The following is a 16,243-nucleotide window of genomic DNA, read 5'->3' on the forward strand; positions in this document are numbered from 1 at the left end:
ACCAGTTCAATTATTGTGAAAACCATTACACTTTTTTAAGTCTATTTAAAGTGTTAACAAGCACATCATCAAGTGGTGCAGTAACTTGCATCGTGGTGTTTGTTTCTGGATGAGTAAACTTCAACTCAGCTGCATGCAAAAATAAACGGTCTAAACCAATTGCGCGCATACTGTCATCAAACTTTTGTTCACTGTATTTATCATCACAGGCAATAGCATGCCCTGCAAATTGACAGTGAACACGGATTTGATGAGTACGGCCTGTCACGGGGCTCGCTTTCACTAAAGTCGCACCGTCAAAACGCTGTATAATCTTGTAACGAGTTTCTGACTCTTTGCCTTCCGCGTTAACTCTAACAATACGCTCACCCGATTTTAAGGTGATTTTTAATAACGGTGCTTTGATGACTTTATCTTTAGCCTGCCAATCGCCTCTGACTAACGCCATATAATCTTTTTGCATTGTTTTACTGCGGAGCTGCTCATGCAAATGTTTCAAGGCACTTCTTTTTTTAGCTACGAGTAACACACCAGAGGTATCTTTATCTAGGCGATGAACTAACTCTAAAAACTTCTGTTGTGGCCGTAAGGATCTGAGCCCTTCAATCACCCCATAATCGACACCACTACCGCCATGTACCGCAATACCAGCAGGCTTATTTAAGACAATAAGATGCTTGTCTTCGTGGATAATGCGGTCCTCTAACTGCGACACCCGCGATAAATTTGCAGAAGGTGCTGTGCGATAATCCTTTTCTGCCACTCTGACAGGAGGAATGCGAACAACGTCATCAATTTGCAGCTTATATTCTGGCTTGATGCGTTTTTTATTCACTCGAACCTCTCCTTTGCGCACAATTCTATAAATCATGCTTTTAGGAACGCCTTTGAGTTTAGTTAATAAAAAATTATCGATACGTTGTTCAACATTATCTTCGTCAATAGTAACGAGTTGAACTTGGGGAGTAGTTTCAGTATTCATGATGCGCCAATTTGTGAGAACGTGGCTATTGTAACTTATTTCAATAAAAATTGGCTATTAAAGCTGTCATTGAAAAAAGCAATTTTTGCCGGCGTTGTTCTAAGATCAAAAACAACCCCAATTTAAAAGATTAATGGCTTTTTATTGCTGAACTTAGCTAATGTTGCTATATTTGCGCATTGGATGAGGACAAACAGTGGATAAAGTGTTCACAACCTCATGCATTAATGAAATTCTGCGCAATTTACACATGAACTTTATCGGTAGCAAATCATTGATTTGCAAATTATAAACTTTTGAAAACGTCAAAAGCACGTGTTTATAATTAAACCGTAAGTTTCATCTTAAAAAAATGTAAAAACTGCCTGATTTCATCGCCAAATTCGAACAATATTTTAGCTTGTTATCAAACAACCGATTCGATAAGGCATTACTGGAAAAAGACTGATATTTATGGGGTTGGTTGCTCTGCAACGGATTCCTTGTTTTTGTAAACACTAGAAAATAAGCCATAAATTAGGCCGCGACACGCAGAGAATGCGTCTTACAGTCGTACTGCGCGCCTAAATTGCCTGTAACAAGCCGTGAGGCTGCTAATTCTTCGCAGGCCCGTAATGCAAATAATTGTTGTTTGATGACCTTTATAGAAGAATGATGTCATCATGAAACGTATGTTAATTAATGCAACTCAATCAGAAGAGTTGCGTGTCGCCCTAGTCGATGGACAACAACTGTATGATCTGGATATTGAAAGCCCAGGCCATGAACAAAAAAAATCAAATATTTACAAAGGTAAAATCACCCGCGTAGAACCCTCTTTAGAAGCTGCTTTTGTTGATTATGGTGCAGATCGCCATGGTTTCCTTCCTTTAAAAGAAATTGCCCGTGAGTACTTCCCAAAAGGTTACTCCTTTCAAGGTCGCCCAAATATCAAAGAAGTGGTATCTGAAGGCCAGGAAGTTATCGTTCAAATCGATAAAGAAGAGCGTGGTAATAAAGGCGCTGCATTAACAACGTTTATCAGTCTTGCTGGATCTTATTTGGTGTTAATGCCAAATAATCCTCGTGCTGGCGGTATTTCTCGTCGAATCGAAGGTGATGAGCGCACAGAATTAAAAGAAGCGATTTCAGAACTGGAAGTCCCACACGGAATGGGCTTAATCGTTCGTACCGCTGGTGTTGGTAAAGAAGCAACTGAATTAAAGTGGGACTTAAAAGTACTACAGCATCATTGGGATGCGATTCAAGAAGCGGCTCAAAGTAAACCGGCTCCGTTCTTAATTCATCAGGAAAGTAACGTCATCGTGCGTGCTATTCGTGATTATTTACGCCGTGATGTAGGTGAAATCCTCATCGACCACCCTCGCATTTACGAAGATGCCAAGCTGCATATTGGCCTAGTTCGTCCAGATTTTGTTGAACGCGTTAAAATGTATCAATCTGAAGTGCCTTTATTCACACACTTCCAAATTGAATCTCAAATTGAATCTGCTTTCCAACGTGAAGTCCGCCTTCCTTCAGGTGGTTCAATCGTGATTGATCCAACAGAAGCATTAACCTCTATCGATATCAACTCGGCTCGCGCCACTAAAGGCGGCGATATTGAAGAGACAGCATTGAACACTAACCTTGAAGCGGCTGACGAAATTGCCCGCCAATTACGTTTACGTGATTTAGGTGGTTTAGTGGTTATCGATTTCATCGATATGACCCCTGTACGCCATCAGCGTGAAGTTGAAAACCGCATGCGTGATGCAGTGCATCATGACAGAGCTCGCGTGCAATTAGGCCGCATTTCACGCTTTGGTTTGATGGAAATGTCACGTCAACGCTTACGTCCTTCATTAGAAGAATCAGCGGCGCATATATGTCCGCGTTGCCAAGGCCAAGGCACTATCCGTAGTACCGAATCTTTAGCGCTGTCAATTTTGCGTTTAATGGAAGAAGAAGCCATTAAAGAGCATACCACTCAAATTGAAGCAATTGTGCCTGTTGATGTCGCAGCGTTTTTATTAAACGAAAAACGCAAAGCCATTCGCATTACAGAAGAACGTCACGAAGTTGAAGTGTACATTATTCCTGATGCACACATGCAAACGCCTGAGTACCGTGTTATCCGTCGTAAAAACGATGATGAAATCACCGAATCAAGCTTTAAGCGTGTTGAAGCCCCTAAGTCAGAATTGTATGAGCCTCGCAAACTAGAACGCACAGCCGTTACCGAGCCCGCGTTAAAAGGTTTTGCAGCGCCACAAAAAACAGTTGAAGCGCCACAAGCCGTAAACAGTACACCTGCAGCAACGGCACCAGGATTCTTCAGCCGTATCGTTTCAGCTATCAGCGCATTCTTTAGTAGCGAAGCGACTGAAACAAAAGAAAAGCCGGTTGAGAAAAAAGCGCCACAGGATAGAAACAATGCACGTCGTAATAACCGTCGTAATGACAGTAGCGACAATCGCAATGAAGGCCGTAACGATAACCGCCGTAAACGCACGGATAAAGATGCATCTAGTACTGAGAGCAAAAACCCACGCAGCCGTAATAAACGCAATCGTGATCAGGATGATGCTAAGCAAAGTAACAAAACTGAACAACCAGTAAAGGTCGATAATAACGATAAACGCAATGCGCCAGCAACTGCAGAGAAAACACCAAAGCAGGAAGCCGCTCGTGAGCGTCGTCAACGTCGTAACATGCGCAGAAAAGTGCGTATCGAAAACGAACAGACCCAAGATGCGGCAGCGTTAGATGTAACTCAAAATAACGATGCTAAGGTTGCCAAATCAACAACACCGGCAAAAGACACTCGTACAGAGGTTAAAGCCAAAGAAGTTGAAACTAACGCTATCGTTGAAGCAAAAACAACTGATAAAAATGATGTTGAAACAAAAGAGGCTAAACCAGCACGCAAACGTCAGCCACGTAAAGAAAAAGTGTCTGAAACTAAAACGACTGATAATGCCGAGCCAACTGATGAAAGTAATGCAGTAGAAACGACGGAACAAGCTGTTAAGGCTGACGTCGATGCGTCAACGACGGTTGCATCTACTACAGAAACTCCCAATCAGGTATCTGTAGAAGATAGCGTTAATACCACTGATACAGCTGCGGATCCAAATGAATCTGATGATGATAAACGTGAAGGTCAACGTCGTAGCCGCCGAAGTCCTCGTCACCTACGTGCTGCTGGTCAGCGCCGTCGCCGCGATGAAGATGGCACTGCATCTGATGCAGCTCCAGTGTTCACCCCAGTTGATGAGCTCGATAGACAGTTAACAGAAGAGCTAGCTCAATCCGCACCAGAAACTAAAGCCGCGATAGCGACTGAAAGCGATGTTGCATCTGCGCCTGTAGCAGAAACGGTTAAACCTCAAGCAGAAGTTGTTGCCGCTGACGTTGAAACTAAAGCTGTTGCAGTTGAAGCCAAAGTTGAAACTGTTTCTGCAGCTGTTGTTGAAGTTCAAACAGAGGCTAAAGTCGCAGTAGAAACCACTCCTGTTGCAGCTGAAATCATTGAAAGTGCACCCGTTGTCGATAAAGTGGAAACTAAGCCATCGACAGTAACGGCTGAGGTTGAATTACCCGTTGCAGAGCCTGCGCCGATGAAAGCAGTGGTTGAAGTTAAGGCTGAAGTTAAACCCGCTAAAACTGTCGTTAATGCCCCTATGGCCAAACCGGCAGCAATTGCTCGTAAAGTTGTTGAAAAAACATCTGACCCGAAAGTTGAAGCGTCAGTTGAGCCTAAAGTAGAACAAGCTGCGCCTGTAAAACCTTCTGGTAACAGTCGTTTCGGTTCTATGGTGAGTTCTACAACCACTAAACCAACAGTTGAAGTACGTGAACAGCAAGCTGTACCGCAGGGTAAAAGCTATGCCGACGCAGAAAAATCCGTTGCGGTAAAATCAAGCTTTACCAATAGTGCAAGTGCTGAAATGACTAAACCTCAGTAATCAGCTCTCTCGCTAGAATCAAAAAGCCATGCTGATGCATGGCTTTTTTGTTTTTAATCGTCTTTAAACGGCTCAACATGCAAACGCTTTGTTATTAATTGCCACACATGTCAGTTTTTTGGTTTAGAACTGGTATGATTTTTGTTAAGATCGCGCCCCTAATTATCATTAAAATAAACTTAATAGAGGCTAAATGTTCGATATCATTCGTCATAAAACTGCCAGTAGTAAGGCAGATATTTTATCCGGCTTAACTGTTGCACTCGCACTGATCCCAGAAGCTGTTGCATTCGCATTTGTTGCACATGTTGAACCAATGGTCGGGCTATATGCTGCGTTTATCATGGGCTTAATTACCGCTGTGATTGGCGGACGCCCGGGGATGATTTCTGGCGCAACAGGAGCTATGGCGGTTGTCATGGTATCGCTTGTGGTTGAGCACGGAGTGCAATATTTGTTCGCTGCCGTCGTGCTTGCCGGTATTATTCAAATATTAGCAGGTGTATTTAAACTCGGTAAATTTATCCGTATTGTTCCCTACCCTGTGATGATTGGGTTTGTTAACGGTTTAGCTATTGTGATCTTTTTAGCCCAATTAGGGCAGTTCAAAGTCAAAGATGCTGCTGGGAATATGGTGTGGATGGCGCAGGAACCCTTGATGATCATGCTTGGTTTAATTCTTCTGACCATGGCAATTATTCATTTTTTACCGAAAATCACCACAGCCATCCCTTCCTCTTTGGTCGCCATTTTAACAGTAACAGCCATTGTTGTTGGATTTGAGATGGATACTCGGAATGTATTGGACTTCTTAAAGACCATGAGTGGCAACGATGCAGCAACAATTGCAGGCTCTTTGCCCAGCTTTGCGATTCCAAGCGTGCCATTTAACTTTGATACTTTATACATTATTTTGCCCTATGCCTGTATTTTAGCTGCAGTGGGTTTAATTGAATCATTGCTGACATTAACTGTCATTGATGAAATGACCAATACTCGAGGCCGTGGCAATAAAGAATGTGTCGGCCAAGGGGTGGGTAACATTACCAGTGGCTTCTTCGGTGCTATGGGTGGTTGTGCCATGATTGGTCAATCAATGATTAACATTAACTCAGGTGGTCGTGGCCGTTTATCCGGTATTACTGCAGCGCTTGCGCTTTTAGCCTTTATCTTATTTGGCTCGGCATTTATTGAAATCATTCCGCTTGCGGCATTAGTTGGGGTAATGTTCATTGTGGTTCTAGGCACATTTGAATGGGCCAGTTTTAAAGTGATGCGCAAAGTGCCTAAACATGATGCTTTTGTGATTGTACTGGTGACAACGATTACCGTGTTTACCGACCTTGCCTTTGCAGTATTTGTGGGCGTTATTGTGTCGGCGTTAGTCTTTGCATGGGAACATGCTAAACACATTAATGTTGATATCAGTGAAGACGAAAACGGCTGGAAAGTGTATCGCTTAAACGGCCCATTATTTTTTGGTTCCGTTGCCCATTTTCTTGAGTTGTTTGATGCACAAAATGATACCCAAGATGTGATTGTTGATTTCCAAAACTCTCGCGTTGCAGATCACTCGGCTTTAGATGCAATTGATACCTTAGCTGAGCGTTACGTAAATGCAGGGAAACGATTACATCTTCGCCATTTAAGTCAAGATTGTGTGGCCTTATTGCATAAGGCTGGTGACTTAGTTGAAGTGAACTTAATTGAAGATCCTCACTACAAAGTCGCTGATGACAAACTGGATTAACATTTGTATGTGTTTATCATATTTAGCTTGCATGAAGTATTAATAGAAAGGGCGGCAGTATTGAAACTGCTGCCCTTTCTTATATCTTACAAACGCGGCTATTTAGCGTTTTAATTTATCTGCAAACAGCATTTTGAACTTGTCAAATTTAGGTTTGACTACCATCTGGCAATAGGGCTGTTCACCATGCTTTGCAAAGTAATCATCATGATAACTTTCAGCCGGATAAAAAGTCTCAAATGCGCAGACTTCTGTTACGATAGGATCTTGCCATATTTTGGCATCTTGCAGGGCTGAAATCATACTGTTTGTTTGGTCAACTTGCTCTGCCGTATGGGCAAAAACAACCGAGCGATACTGCGGGCCTTTGTCATTACCTTGCTGGTTCAGTGTAGTCGGATTATGACTTTTAAATAACACTTCTAACAATTCATTAAATGTAATCACAGTCGGATTAAATGTGATGTGAACCACCTCAGCATGACCTGTTCGGCCAGAACAAACTGCATCATAGTTTGCATCTTTTTGCTCCCCACCAGCATAACCCGATTGTACTTTTTCAACCCCATTTAATGCGGCAAATATTGCTTCAACACACCAAAAACAGCCGGCACCAAATGTGGCTTGTGCTGAAGGTGTGTTTTGATGTTCATCTGGCGTATTTAGCTCACTTTTTCTTGCTTCAAACACCATAGAAACAGAGTTAACACAATGGCGTATATTATTGGGTGTGAGCCTTTCGCCCTCAAAAACATGCCCTAAGTGGCCACCACATTGATGACAGGTAATTTCCACTCTTTGTCCATCTGTATCAAGTGTTCTATCTACCGCACCAGGTATTTCATCGTCAAATGCCGGCCAGCCACAATGCGCATTAAATTTGTGTTCACTCTTATATAAGGGCGCTAAACATTTCTTACAACGATATAAACCGACAGCATCGTGATCGACATATTCACCAGAAAAAGGTCTTTCTGTGCCTTTTTGTTCAATAACAAACTTTTCGAATTCAGTTAATGTTTTCATTTTTCAATTTACTCTTTCAATCCTGTTTTGGCTTAATCCATTCTACGTTAGTTAAAATCAATTCGTTCACATTAAAGACCGTTAAAACATGCAAAAAATTGCAGCATTTGATAGCACGCGTTACCATTACAATGGGTCAAAACAAATAACAAACCAATAAGAAACTAAGATGAAACTAGAAACCATTGATTATCGTGCTGCTGACAGCGCACAACAATTTGTAACATCATTACACGAAACAGGTTTTGGGGTGTTATCAAATCATCCTATTGAACAGGCATTGGTCGAAAGTATATACCAGCAATGGTATGCTTTTTTTAACAGCGACGAAAAACAAGCCTACCTCTTCAAGCCAGAAACTCAGGATGGTTTTTTTCCTGCCTCGATTTCAGAAACAGCAAAAGGCCATAGCGTAAAAGATATCAAAGAATATTTTCACGTCTATCCTTGGGGCCGTATTCCTGATTCACTTCGCGACAACATATTGGCTTACTACCAACAAGCTAATGCTTTTGCGGCCGAGCTACTTGGTTGGATAGAACAATACTCGCCTCAAGAGGTTGCACAGAATTATTCGATTCAATTGTCTGAAATGATTAAAAACAGCCAAAAAACATTACTGCGTATTCTGCATTACCCACCAATGAATGGTAATGAAGAGCTAGGCGCCATTCGCGCTGCTGCACATGAAGATATTAATCTTATCACGATTTTGCCAGCGGCTAATGAGCCAGGTTTACAGGTGAAAAACAAATCCGGTGAATGGATGGATGTGCCAAGTGACTTTGGCAATATCATTATTAATATTGGCGATATGTTACAGGAAGCCTCTGGCGGTTACTTCCCATCAACGTCGCACCGAGTCATCAACCCAGAAGGTACAGATAAAACCAAATCACGTATTTCACTGCCTTTGTTCCTGCACCCAAACCCTGAAGTGGTATTGTCAGCGCGCCATACTGCGGACAGTTACTTGATGGAACGCCTGCGTGAGCTTGGGGTTATTTAACCGATCAAGCCAATCAAAGCGCCTTAGGGCGCTTTTTTTATGCTTTTCATTAAGGTTCAAGGTACAATATTGCCATTGTTAACCGTAGTAAAGGCAAGATCATGGCAATTCAGTGGTACCCAGGACACATGCACAAGGCGCGCAAAGAGATTGAAGAGGTTATGCCTCAAGTCGATTTGGTGATAGAAGTGCTAGATGCACGTATTCCTTACAGCAGTGAAAACCCCATGGTTGCCCAATTACGTGGTGACAGACCTTGTATTAAACTGCTGAATAAGTCTGATTTAGCAGACCCTAAAGTCACCGAGCAGTGGATTGAGTATTTAGAACGCGAACAAGGTGTAAAAGCTTCTGCAATTACCACACTACAACCAGCAATGGTTAGAATGATCCCTGATTTATGCCGTAAGTTGGTTCCCCATCGAGATGTGATTGAAAAAGATATCCGTACCATGATCATGGGTATCCCAAATGTGGGGAAGTCAACCATCATCAATACCTTAGCGGGCCGTGTGATTGCCAAAACAGGTAACGAGCCTGCGGTGACCAAAACCCAGCAACGTATCAACTTGCGCAATGGTATTGTGTTATCGGATACCCCAGGTATTTTATGGCCCAAAGTAGACAACGAAGCAAGTAGCTATCGATTAGCGGTAACGGGGGCAATTAAAGATACTGCGATGGAATACGAAGATGTGGCCATGTTTGCCGCTGAGTATTTTTTAAAAGCCTACCCAGAAATGATCTGTGAGCGATATAAAATTGACAATTTACCTCACTCTGATTTTGAGCTACTGGAAGAAATTGGCCGTAAACGCGGAGCGTTAAGACCGGGTGGGCGTATTGATTTACATAAGGCTTCTGAACTATTACTGCACGAATTCCGCTCGGGCAAGATAGGACAACTTAGCTTAGAAACCCCTGCAATGGCTGAAATAGAAAAGATTGAAGTTGAACGCATCATGGCTGAAAAAGAACAGGCAAGATTGAAAAAACTTGAATTAAGTAAACTAAAACAATCTGGTAAACGTCATCAAGGCTAATTTTTGATAAGTTATCAATAATCCACTTGCTATGCATGCTGCCGAAGATGCAAGCAAGTGAGGTTTGTTTATCCATGTTGACTCACATTTCGCTAATCGAGTATTTAACCCGCTGCTATCTGTTAATCCCATTAACTAAAACTGTCCATCAACAATTATTTCCAAGCTAAGGATTTAAAAACTTTTACTCGCAATCACGCTTACCCTTTCACATATCAAATCACGTCATTTTGATGACATTTTTGAGCTAATGCCGTCAAACTATTTTCGAGTAAATCAATAACCGTCTCAAACCCGCGTTCACCACCATAATAGGGATCGGGGACCTCCTCAGTACCTGTATTGCCAAATGCTAAAATCATCTTCAGCTTATGTTGATGCTCAGCAGGACAACGTGCAGTCAGATCGTTCAAATTCGAATAATCAGCGGCCAGAATAAGGTCGAACGTGCTAAAATCAGCATCTACTACCTGCCTTGCACTGAACCCAGCAAAACTCAAGCCACGCGCTTCACCGGCTTTCACACTTCGAGGATCCGGTGCATTCCCCTGGTGATAAGCTATGGTGCCTGCTGAATCAATGAAAATATCTAACTTGTATTGTTGGGCCTTTTGTTTAAAAACGGCCTCAGCCGTTGGTGAACGGCAAATATTGCCCATACAGACGAATAACACGGATTTAATACTCTTCATTTTTAATAATCCACTTCAGTTTGCGATAATAAACGCTTACCAAACAACCCTTTTACTTGCTAACTGCGTTGCATTAACGTGCAATACGCCAGCTATTGACGTGTTAATGCGCCTTGTTTTCAAAAATGACAAGTTTGCGACAAAATAAGCTTAATCTGTCGAAATCAGCTTATTGAGCCCATCCCCTAACCCAAGGTGAGCTTAATCATCTCTGAAATGATATTGCAATATCTATTGCGCGGGCTCGTCATCTCTGATCCGCCAAAAGCTTGCAAACCTCGGCACGCCATTATGAGTAAGACCAATATAATAAAAGCTAATTACTGCACCTAATTCTGGTGGGTGTTGGCGCTGGATATCAGTAAAACCAGTGCCAATCTCAAATATCACACCATTGGCCATTTTGACTTTTAAGGCTCCCATAACACCTTTGTATTTACCTTTTCCTTCACTGTAACCAATAACAATGGCATCGGCATCGCTTTTCAATTTTAATTTCAGAATATTATCTGTTCTACCCACAGTATAAATTGCCTGCTTTCGATGAAGCATCAGGCCTTCTGCGCCCTCAGACACTATCCTGTTCAAATATTGATATAATTCAGTTTCTGACGACAAGCTAATTTGAGGAACCACTTCCAAAAAGGGAGAATGCTTAACCAGTTGTTGCAAAGCCGAATATCGTTGTTCAAATGGTAAAGGAGATTGAGGTAAATCAAACAACATAAAACGCACTTTACGCCACAGGTGATCATCAGCCACTTTACGCCTAACTAGGCCGGAAACTTTTTCAAACTGGCCACGACCAATCCATAACTCACCTTCAAATACCACAGCAGGAAAATCAGCTGTAAACCATGATGGTGCACTTATTCGCTTGCCACTTTTTGTCAATAAACGATGCCCATCCCAATAACCTCTTACGCCATCGAGTTTTTCACTGACTAAATAGTCATTGATATTTAATTTCCCGTCGACAGTTTTTGCTAATTGAATGGCAGGCTTTGAAGGGGCTTGCGAACTTGAAGTTTGGGCAAAAGTAAAATTTGGTATTGCCAACAAGATCGCACCGAGTATGGCCAGATTTAACCATTGAAATTGACTAAGCGGGATTTTAATACATAGCAGTCGATTGATTAATAAAATATACATCAGCATTCCTTTGCTTTTTCGCAGTTTTTAACAAAGTGTAACAAGGGTAAATCCCTAGTTAACAATTTTGGGTAACAATGGCATAATCACCCTCAATTTAGTGTAGTACATAATGTAGGCTTGAATGAAACCTGAAAATAATCATGGAATTAAACGTATAATTAGAGCCACTGGGTTTTCAATGCAAGGTCTAAAAGCAGCATTTAAATCTGAAGCCGCATTTAGACAAGAGTTGGCATTAGCCTTTTTAATGCTGCCTGTAGCAATGTTAGTTGATGTCAGTACCGTTGAACGTTTAATGCTTATCCTAGGGCTTTTTTTAGTGTTAATTGTTGAATTACTCAACTCTGCAGTAGAAGCCGTAGTTGACAGATTTGGGGGGGAAATTCATCCATTAAGTGGCCAAGCTAAGGACATTGCCTCTGCTGCTGTTTTCTTAAGTTTAGTTTTTTGCGGGATTTGCTGGATAGCGATTCTAGGACCATTGTTTTTATAAACCGATATACGAATGAAACAAAAATGCGGCTTTAACAATTTTTTGTTTCATTCGGTTCAATAATTTAAAGGTGTTGAACCAATCACGGCAAATAACTGCTCAGTAATAGCCAAGAAAAATGCATGATAACAAGGTAAATTTTTACGATAGTCGTGATTCGACAATCTAAAATTTAACGCCGTTATTGAGTCTTTTCACGAGCTAGAATGAGCCGTAATTGATTACTATTAAATCTTATCGATTTACGCAGCCCCTTTAAGTATTACCTTTAAGTATTAATAGTGCCTTTTCAATCTCAACACGACGTTCATTTCCAGTCCAATATGCGCCATACACATTACGTTCTATACTGATAGCATCCGCCACTTCAAACAACTGTTTAGACTGCAAATAAGGCGCAATAAAGTTACTTGGCAAAAACGCACTGCCACCATTATTCAATAAAAAATCCAGTGCGATTCTCGCTGAGGAGGTATGCAGTGCAGGAACGGGTAACATCGAAAAATTCTGCGCATGGGCAATGTTGAATGCGGTTCCCCAATCCACCTTAATATAATTAAGTCTTTCAATATCATTAAGTGACATATTCGGCTGATGACAAACAAGGCACAAACTCACATCCATTAACTTTATTATTTCAACCTCTTCTAATTTGGGAGGGTCGAAACTAATTGCAATATCCACACTTCTTTCGAGTAACTGGCGGGTCATAGTTTGAGCGTTGATGACTTCAGTACGCAGGGATACACCTGGAAGACCTTGATGTAACGGCTGAAAAAAATGTTGTAAATAACTGTCCCAAATATTATGCCCTGCACTTAACGACAATTGCGAAGAATGACTTTGATGCAAACTAACATCTTGCTTTGCTCTTTCCCAAGCGGTGAGCACTGCTTCGGCATGGCCTAGCATTCTTTCCCCAGCTGGCGTGGGTTGAATATTATTACGCAAACGTTCAAACAGCTCGACACCTAGAATACTTTCTAATTGCTTCACCCTAAAACTCACGGCGCTTCGGGTAAGAAATAAATTCTCGGCGGCCTTACCAAAATGGCGGGTCCTTGATACCTCAAGAAAGGTCTTTAATAAATCCGTATCCATAAAAATTCTTCACCGAAATGGTTAAAATATTTTGATTTAAAAAAATTCCAACCTGACCAATAATCCAATTGAAATCCTTGTTCACTCAATCTTATAGGTAAATGCCATGTCACAGCAATCATATACCAATGTCGCTGCCAGTATTGACGCTATAGCCAATGGCAGTGCTAGCTTCACCAGCAACAAACGTTTTTACGATGATGCGAATTTCCCAAAAGGGTTTAAGCGTTGTGGAGACTTTACCAATAAAGAGGCTGAATTGCTTGAGCAACATGGACAAGCATTGAAGAACTTAATGGATGGCTCTCAACTCCCTTGTACACCTGACGAAGATCAGTTTGTCAAAGTTGCTCAAGGTCAGTTATTACCAACAACCCCTTTAGAGTTATTGTGGGCAAAATACACTAAATTGGCAAAAGGGAAACCATTTTATGCGGTTGTCGGTACAATTCATGCCCCAGCCCAGTCTTCCAAAGTAGAAATTGATATTGATTTTGATGATATTTCTGATGATGCTGCTGACGATGAAGAAGTGACTGATAGTGACGATTAATCGCTTCTGATTGCATTTAAACATTCACAATGTAAAAGAGCCTTAGTGCTCTTTTTTATTATCCTGTCCATCATTGAACCTTAAAGCTTTGCTCCCTACAAAAAGTCTGCTGTCTAAAAATGCGTCACCAATCACTATTTAATGATTAAACGCTCAAAAACATTGATTTAAAGCAATCTTATTACAACAAATTATTTACACTTTCTTACATGATGCTAATATTGATACCACTGTTCTAGTGGTGCTTTTATCACTGCTCGCATTAACAATTGCTTCGTTACGGTGACATTTTAAGTGTTTTGCATTATTGAGTGCATTTTCGACTAATTTCGAAACACGCTGCAAGCTAACAAAGCATTATTGCCATAAGAGCAATAACCATAAAAATAAAAAATGCGGAGTTTTATTTATGTTCAAACCTTTAATACCTTGTGTCTTACTCATCTTGCCTTCATCGGTATGGGCAAGTGCAGATAACAGTGCAGAACTCGCCCAAGTCGAGCCTGTTAAGGCACCGGATCAATATACCTTTAATATTGGAGGTTTTTACGCCAACTCTGACTCTTACATGGTCGTCACAAATCCTAAAAATGGTGGTAATTTCCCTTTAGATTTTGAAACTGATTTAAATCTGAAAGAAAAACAATTCTTACCGTTTTTTGAATTCACCTATTCATTTAATCAAAAACATAATATCTATGTTGATTGGAAATCACTGCACCGTACAGCCCAATCCCCCTCTATCGAAAAAGATTTCCAAGTCACCATAGATGACACTGTTTATGATGTAGAAGCCGGTATCAGTTTACGCACAACATTAGACCTTGATATTTTACGTTTAGGTTATGGTTATGATTTTCTTCAGGGCAGTAATTATATTGTAGGTGCAAGCATTGGCTTACATACCATGTTTGTGAAAACAGCATTTGAAGGCAACATAGGAATTTGTGTACCTAATAGCGATTTAGCTAAGTATTGTGATGAAGTCATTACCACCCCTAGCGTAGTAGATAACAACGTTACAGCACCTTTACCCGATATTGGTTTGTACGCTATTTATGAGTTTTCCCCCGGGTGGGTTTTCAGGGCGCATGCACAATATTTCGCATTAAAATATAATAAAGTGGATGGATCACTTATTGATGTGCGCGCCATTATTGAAGCAAAAATATCTGATGGATGGTCATTAACTGCAGGTTTTAATTACTATGAAGTGGATGTTGATTATGAACAAACATTATCTGTATTAGAGCAAGATGTGAGAATTGCTGATTATAATATTAATTACAGCTTCACAGGCCCAATGATTTCAGTGCAATACACATTCTAATGCACCACATTTTATAAAAAGCATCGTTTGATGCTTTTTTTTTGCCGTTACAACTGGCTGTTTTACTGCTATATTTTCATTATGTTTTATATTAGTTCTTAGAGGATCCATATGTCGACTTCGCTTTTACAGATTGCTGCAGCGAACTTAAAAAAAGCCGTTCCTTTAATGCTGAAATATCAAATTCCTACAACACCCACTAACTATGCCCTTTGGTATGCTTATGTCAGTGAGCAAAATCCACAATTAAATGCTGAACTTGATGCAACCATTAAACAGAACCAAAGCTGCTCACCTGTAACCAGTGAATTATTGTTCCGTAAGCATGTTGCCGATCCTGTCGAGCTTGATGTGCGTGATATGCGTAAAAATCTTGATGCTATGGTATGTGATTTATCTCAATCACTTAAAGATACCAATTCAGATACAGCCACATTCCAAGCACAAATTGATAAGGACTTTACACGTTTAGCCGATCTTGAAAATAAAGGTTTTTCATTAGAACAAGTCATTGGTGTTGTTCGTAATATTGTCAAAGAGTCGGCAAACATTCGCTCCAGTACCGTGAGTTTTACTCAGCAGTTACAAAAAGCACAATCAGAAATTGACTCACTTAAAACCCGCTTAGCTGAGTCTGAAAAAGATGTATTATATGATGCACTTACTAATATCCTTAATCGACGTGCGTTTGATGAAGATATTAATGCACAGATAGATTTAGCGCCTGATGGCTGTTGTCTTATTTTACTCGATATAGACCATTTCAAAAAATTTAATGATAATTTTGGCCACCAGCTGGGCGATCTAGTTTTAAAAACCGTGGCTAAACGTGTTCAAGAAGCTTGTCGAGACGGTATTAAGTTATATCGATTTGGTGGTGAAGAGTTTGCAATTATCATCCCCAAAAGCCAATTAAGAGTGGCCCGACACCTTGCTGAAGCCATTCGAAGGGCACTTGAAAAACTCAGTGTTAAAGACAGACGCAGCGATAAAGTCATCGATTCTATCACTGCCTCTTTTGGCGTAGCTCAGTGGCTGCCAAAACAAGATGCTAGCCAACTAATTGAAAGCGCAGATAAACTGTTATATGAAGCAAAACGTCTTGGCCGTAATCGTGTGATGCCCATTTCAAGTTAAGTCAAAACGTTCAATCACACTG

General features: G+C 40.9%; 13 protein-coding genes. 8 read left to right on the forward strand and 5 right to left on the reverse strand.

The window, feature by feature from the left end:
• Positions 1-25 precede the first annotated feature (25 nt).
• Positions 26-982 carry a 23S rRNA pseudouridine(955/2504/2580) synthase RluC gene (gene rluC, locus OHT75_RS07975; RefSeq protein ID WP_264725956.1) on the reverse strand — a complete coding sequence of 319 codons (957 nt, stop codon included), beginning with the start codon at positions 980-982 and terminating at the stop codon, positions 26-28.
• A 662-nt stretch (positions 983-1,644) separates the two neighbouring features.
• On the opposite strand from rluC, the gene rne reads away from it, so the two are divergent.
• Positions 1,645-4,932 carry a ribonuclease E gene (gene rne / locus OHT75_RS07980; protein ID WP_264725957.1) on the forward strand — a complete coding sequence of 1,096 codons (3,288 nt, stop codon included), beginning with the start codon at positions 1,645-1,647 and terminating at the stop codon, positions 4,930-4,932.
• Positions 4,933-5,125: 193 nt separating this feature from the next.
• Entirely contained in the window at positions 5,126-6,682 is a 1,557-nt protein-coding gene (locus OHT75_RS07985) for a SulP family inorganic anion transporter (protein ID WP_264725958.1), read from the forward strand.
• 102 nt (positions 6,683-6,784) lie between these two features.
• Here OHT75_RS07985 and OHT75_RS07990 read toward each other — a convergent pair whose 3' ends face one another.
• Positions 6,785-7,708: a bifunctional methionine sulfoxide reductase B/A protein gene (locus tag OHT75_RS07990; RefSeq protein ID WP_264725959.1), complete on the reverse strand. Its 924-nt coding sequence runs from the start codon at positions 7,706-7,708 to the stop codon at positions 6,785-6,787.
• A 169-nt stretch (positions 7,709-7,877) separates the two neighbouring features.
• On the opposite strand from OHT75_RS07990, the gene OHT75_RS07995 reads away from it, so the two are divergent.
• Both OHT75_RS07995 and ylqF read left to right on the forward strand, forming a co-directional pair.
• Entirely contained in the window at positions 7,878-8,717 is an 840-nt protein-coding gene (locus OHT75_RS07995; RefSeq protein ID WP_264725960.1) for an isopenicillin N synthase family dioxygenase, read from the forward strand.
• A gap of 101 nt (positions 8,718-8,818) precedes the next feature.
• Positions 8,819-9,760, forward strand: coding sequence for a ribosome biogenesis GTPase YlqF (gene ylqF / locus OHT75_RS08000; protein WP_264725961.1), 942 nt, complete (start codon positions 8,819-8,821; stop codon positions 9,758-9,760).
• Between the two features lie 215 nt (positions 9,761-9,975).
• Here the strand turns inward: ylqF and OHT75_RS08005 are convergent, their stop codons facing one another.
• Together OHT75_RS08005 and OHT75_RS08010 are read right to left on the reverse strand one after the other, a co-directional pair.
• Positions 9,976-10,452 (reverse strand): low molecular weight protein-tyrosine-phosphatase, encoded by a 477-nt coding sequence (locus OHT75_RS08005; RefSeq protein ID WP_264725962.1) that lies wholly within the window; start codon positions 10,450-10,452, stop codon positions 9,976-9,978.
• Positions 10,453-10,683: 231 nt separating this feature from the next.
• Positions 10,684-11,604: a DNA ligase gene (locus OHT75_RS08010; RefSeq protein ID WP_264725963.1), complete on the reverse strand. Its 921-nt coding sequence runs from the start codon at positions 11,602-11,604 to the stop codon at positions 10,684-10,686.
• Positions 11,605-11,728: 124 nt separating this feature from the next.
• On the opposite strand from OHT75_RS08010, the gene OHT75_RS08015 reads away from it, so the two are divergent.
• Entirely contained in the window at positions 11,729-12,100 is a 372-nt protein-coding gene (locus OHT75_RS08015; RefSeq protein ID WP_264725964.1) for a diacylglycerol kinase, read from the forward strand.
• Positions 12,101-12,355: 255 nt separating this feature from the next.
• Here the strand turns inward: OHT75_RS08015 and OHT75_RS08020 are convergent, their stop codons facing one another.
• Positions 12,356-13,201: a LysR family transcriptional regulator gene (locus OHT75_RS08020; protein ID WP_264725965.1), complete on the reverse strand. Its 846-nt coding sequence runs from the start codon at positions 13,199-13,201 to the stop codon at positions 12,356-12,358.
• A 106-nt stretch (positions 13,202-13,307) separates the two neighbouring features.
• On the opposite strand from OHT75_RS08020, the gene OHT75_RS08025 reads away from it, so the two are divergent.
• From OHT75_RS08025 to OHT75_RS08035, 3 genes are all read left to right on the forward strand, one after another.
• The gene (locus OHT75_RS08025; protein WP_264725966.1) at positions 13,308-13,754 is read left to right on the forward strand and encodes a DUF413 domain-containing protein; all 447 of its coding nucleotides are present in this window, start codon (positions 13,308-13,310) and stop codon (positions 13,752-13,754) included.
• A 409-nt stretch (positions 13,755-14,163) separates the two neighbouring features.
• Entirely contained in the window at positions 14,164-15,084 is a 921-nt protein-coding gene (locus OHT75_RS08030; RefSeq protein ID WP_264725967.1) for a hypothetical protein, read from the forward strand.
• A 111-nt stretch (positions 15,085-15,195) separates the two neighbouring features.
• On the forward strand, positions 15,196-16,221 hold the full coding sequence (locus OHT75_RS08035; RefSeq protein ID WP_264725968.1) for a GGDEF domain-containing protein: 1,026 nt from the start codon (positions 15,196-15,198) through the stop codon (positions 16,219-16,221).
• The last annotated feature ends 22 nt before the right edge of the window (positions 16,222-16,243 follow it).

Origin of the sequence: Shewanella subflava (assembly GCF_025971955.1) — a bacterium.
GTDB classification, from domain to species: Bacteria; Pseudomonadota; Gammaproteobacteria; order Enterobacterales; family Shewanellaceae; genus Shewanella; species Shewanella subflava.

Excerpts from the sequence above, each read along its gene's own strand:
- rne (WP_264725957.1), top strand. The coding sequence starts at position 1,645 with ATGAAACGTATGTTAATTAATGCAACTCAATCAGAAGAGTTGCGTGTC.
- OHT75_RS08005 (WP_264725962.1), bottom strand. The coding sequence starts at position 10,452 with ATGAAGAGTATTAAATCCGTGTTATTCGTCTGTATGGGCAATATTTGC.
- OHT75_RS08010 (WP_264725963.1), bottom strand. The coding sequence starts at position 11,604 with ATGTATATTTTATTAATCAATCGACTGCTATGTATTAAAATCCCGCTT.
- OHT75_RS07990 (WP_264725959.1), bottom strand. The coding sequence starts at position 7,708 with ATGAAAACATTAACTGAATTCGAAAAGTTTGTTATTGAACAAAAAGGC.
- OHT75_RS08025 (WP_264725966.1), top strand. The coding sequence starts at position 13,308 with ATGTCACAGCAATCATATACCAATGTCGCTGCCAGTATTGACGCTATA.
- OHT75_RS08030 (WP_264725967.1), top strand. The coding sequence starts at position 14,164 with ATGTTCAAACCTTTAATACCTTGTGTCTTACTCATCTTGCCTTCATCG.
- OHT75_RS07995 (WP_264725960.1), top strand. The coding sequence starts at position 7,878 with ATGAAACTAGAAACCATTGATTATCGTGCTGCTGACAGCGCACAACAA.
- OHT75_RS08015 (WP_264725964.1), top strand. The coding sequence starts at position 11,729 with ATGAAACCTGAAAATAATCATGGAATTAAACGTATAATTAGAGCCACT.
- OHT75_RS08020 (WP_264725965.1), bottom strand. The coding sequence starts at position 13,201 with ATGGATACGGATTTATTAAAGACCTTTCTTGAGGTATCAAGGACCCGC.
- OHT75_RS07985 (WP_264725958.1), top strand. The coding sequence starts at position 5,126 with ATGTTCGATATCATTCGTCATAAAACTGCCAGTAGTAAGGCAGATATT.
- rluC (WP_264725956.1), bottom strand. The coding sequence starts at position 982 with ATGAATACTGAAACTACTCCCCAAGTTCAACTCGTTACTATTGACGAA.
- OHT75_RS08035 (WP_264725968.1), top strand. The coding sequence starts at position 15,196 with ATGTCGACTTCGCTTTTACAGATTGCTGCAGCGAACTTAAAAAAAGCC.
- ylqF (WP_264725961.1), top strand. The coding sequence starts at position 8,819 with ATGGCAATTCAGTGGTACCCAGGACACATGCACAAGGCGCGCAAAGAG.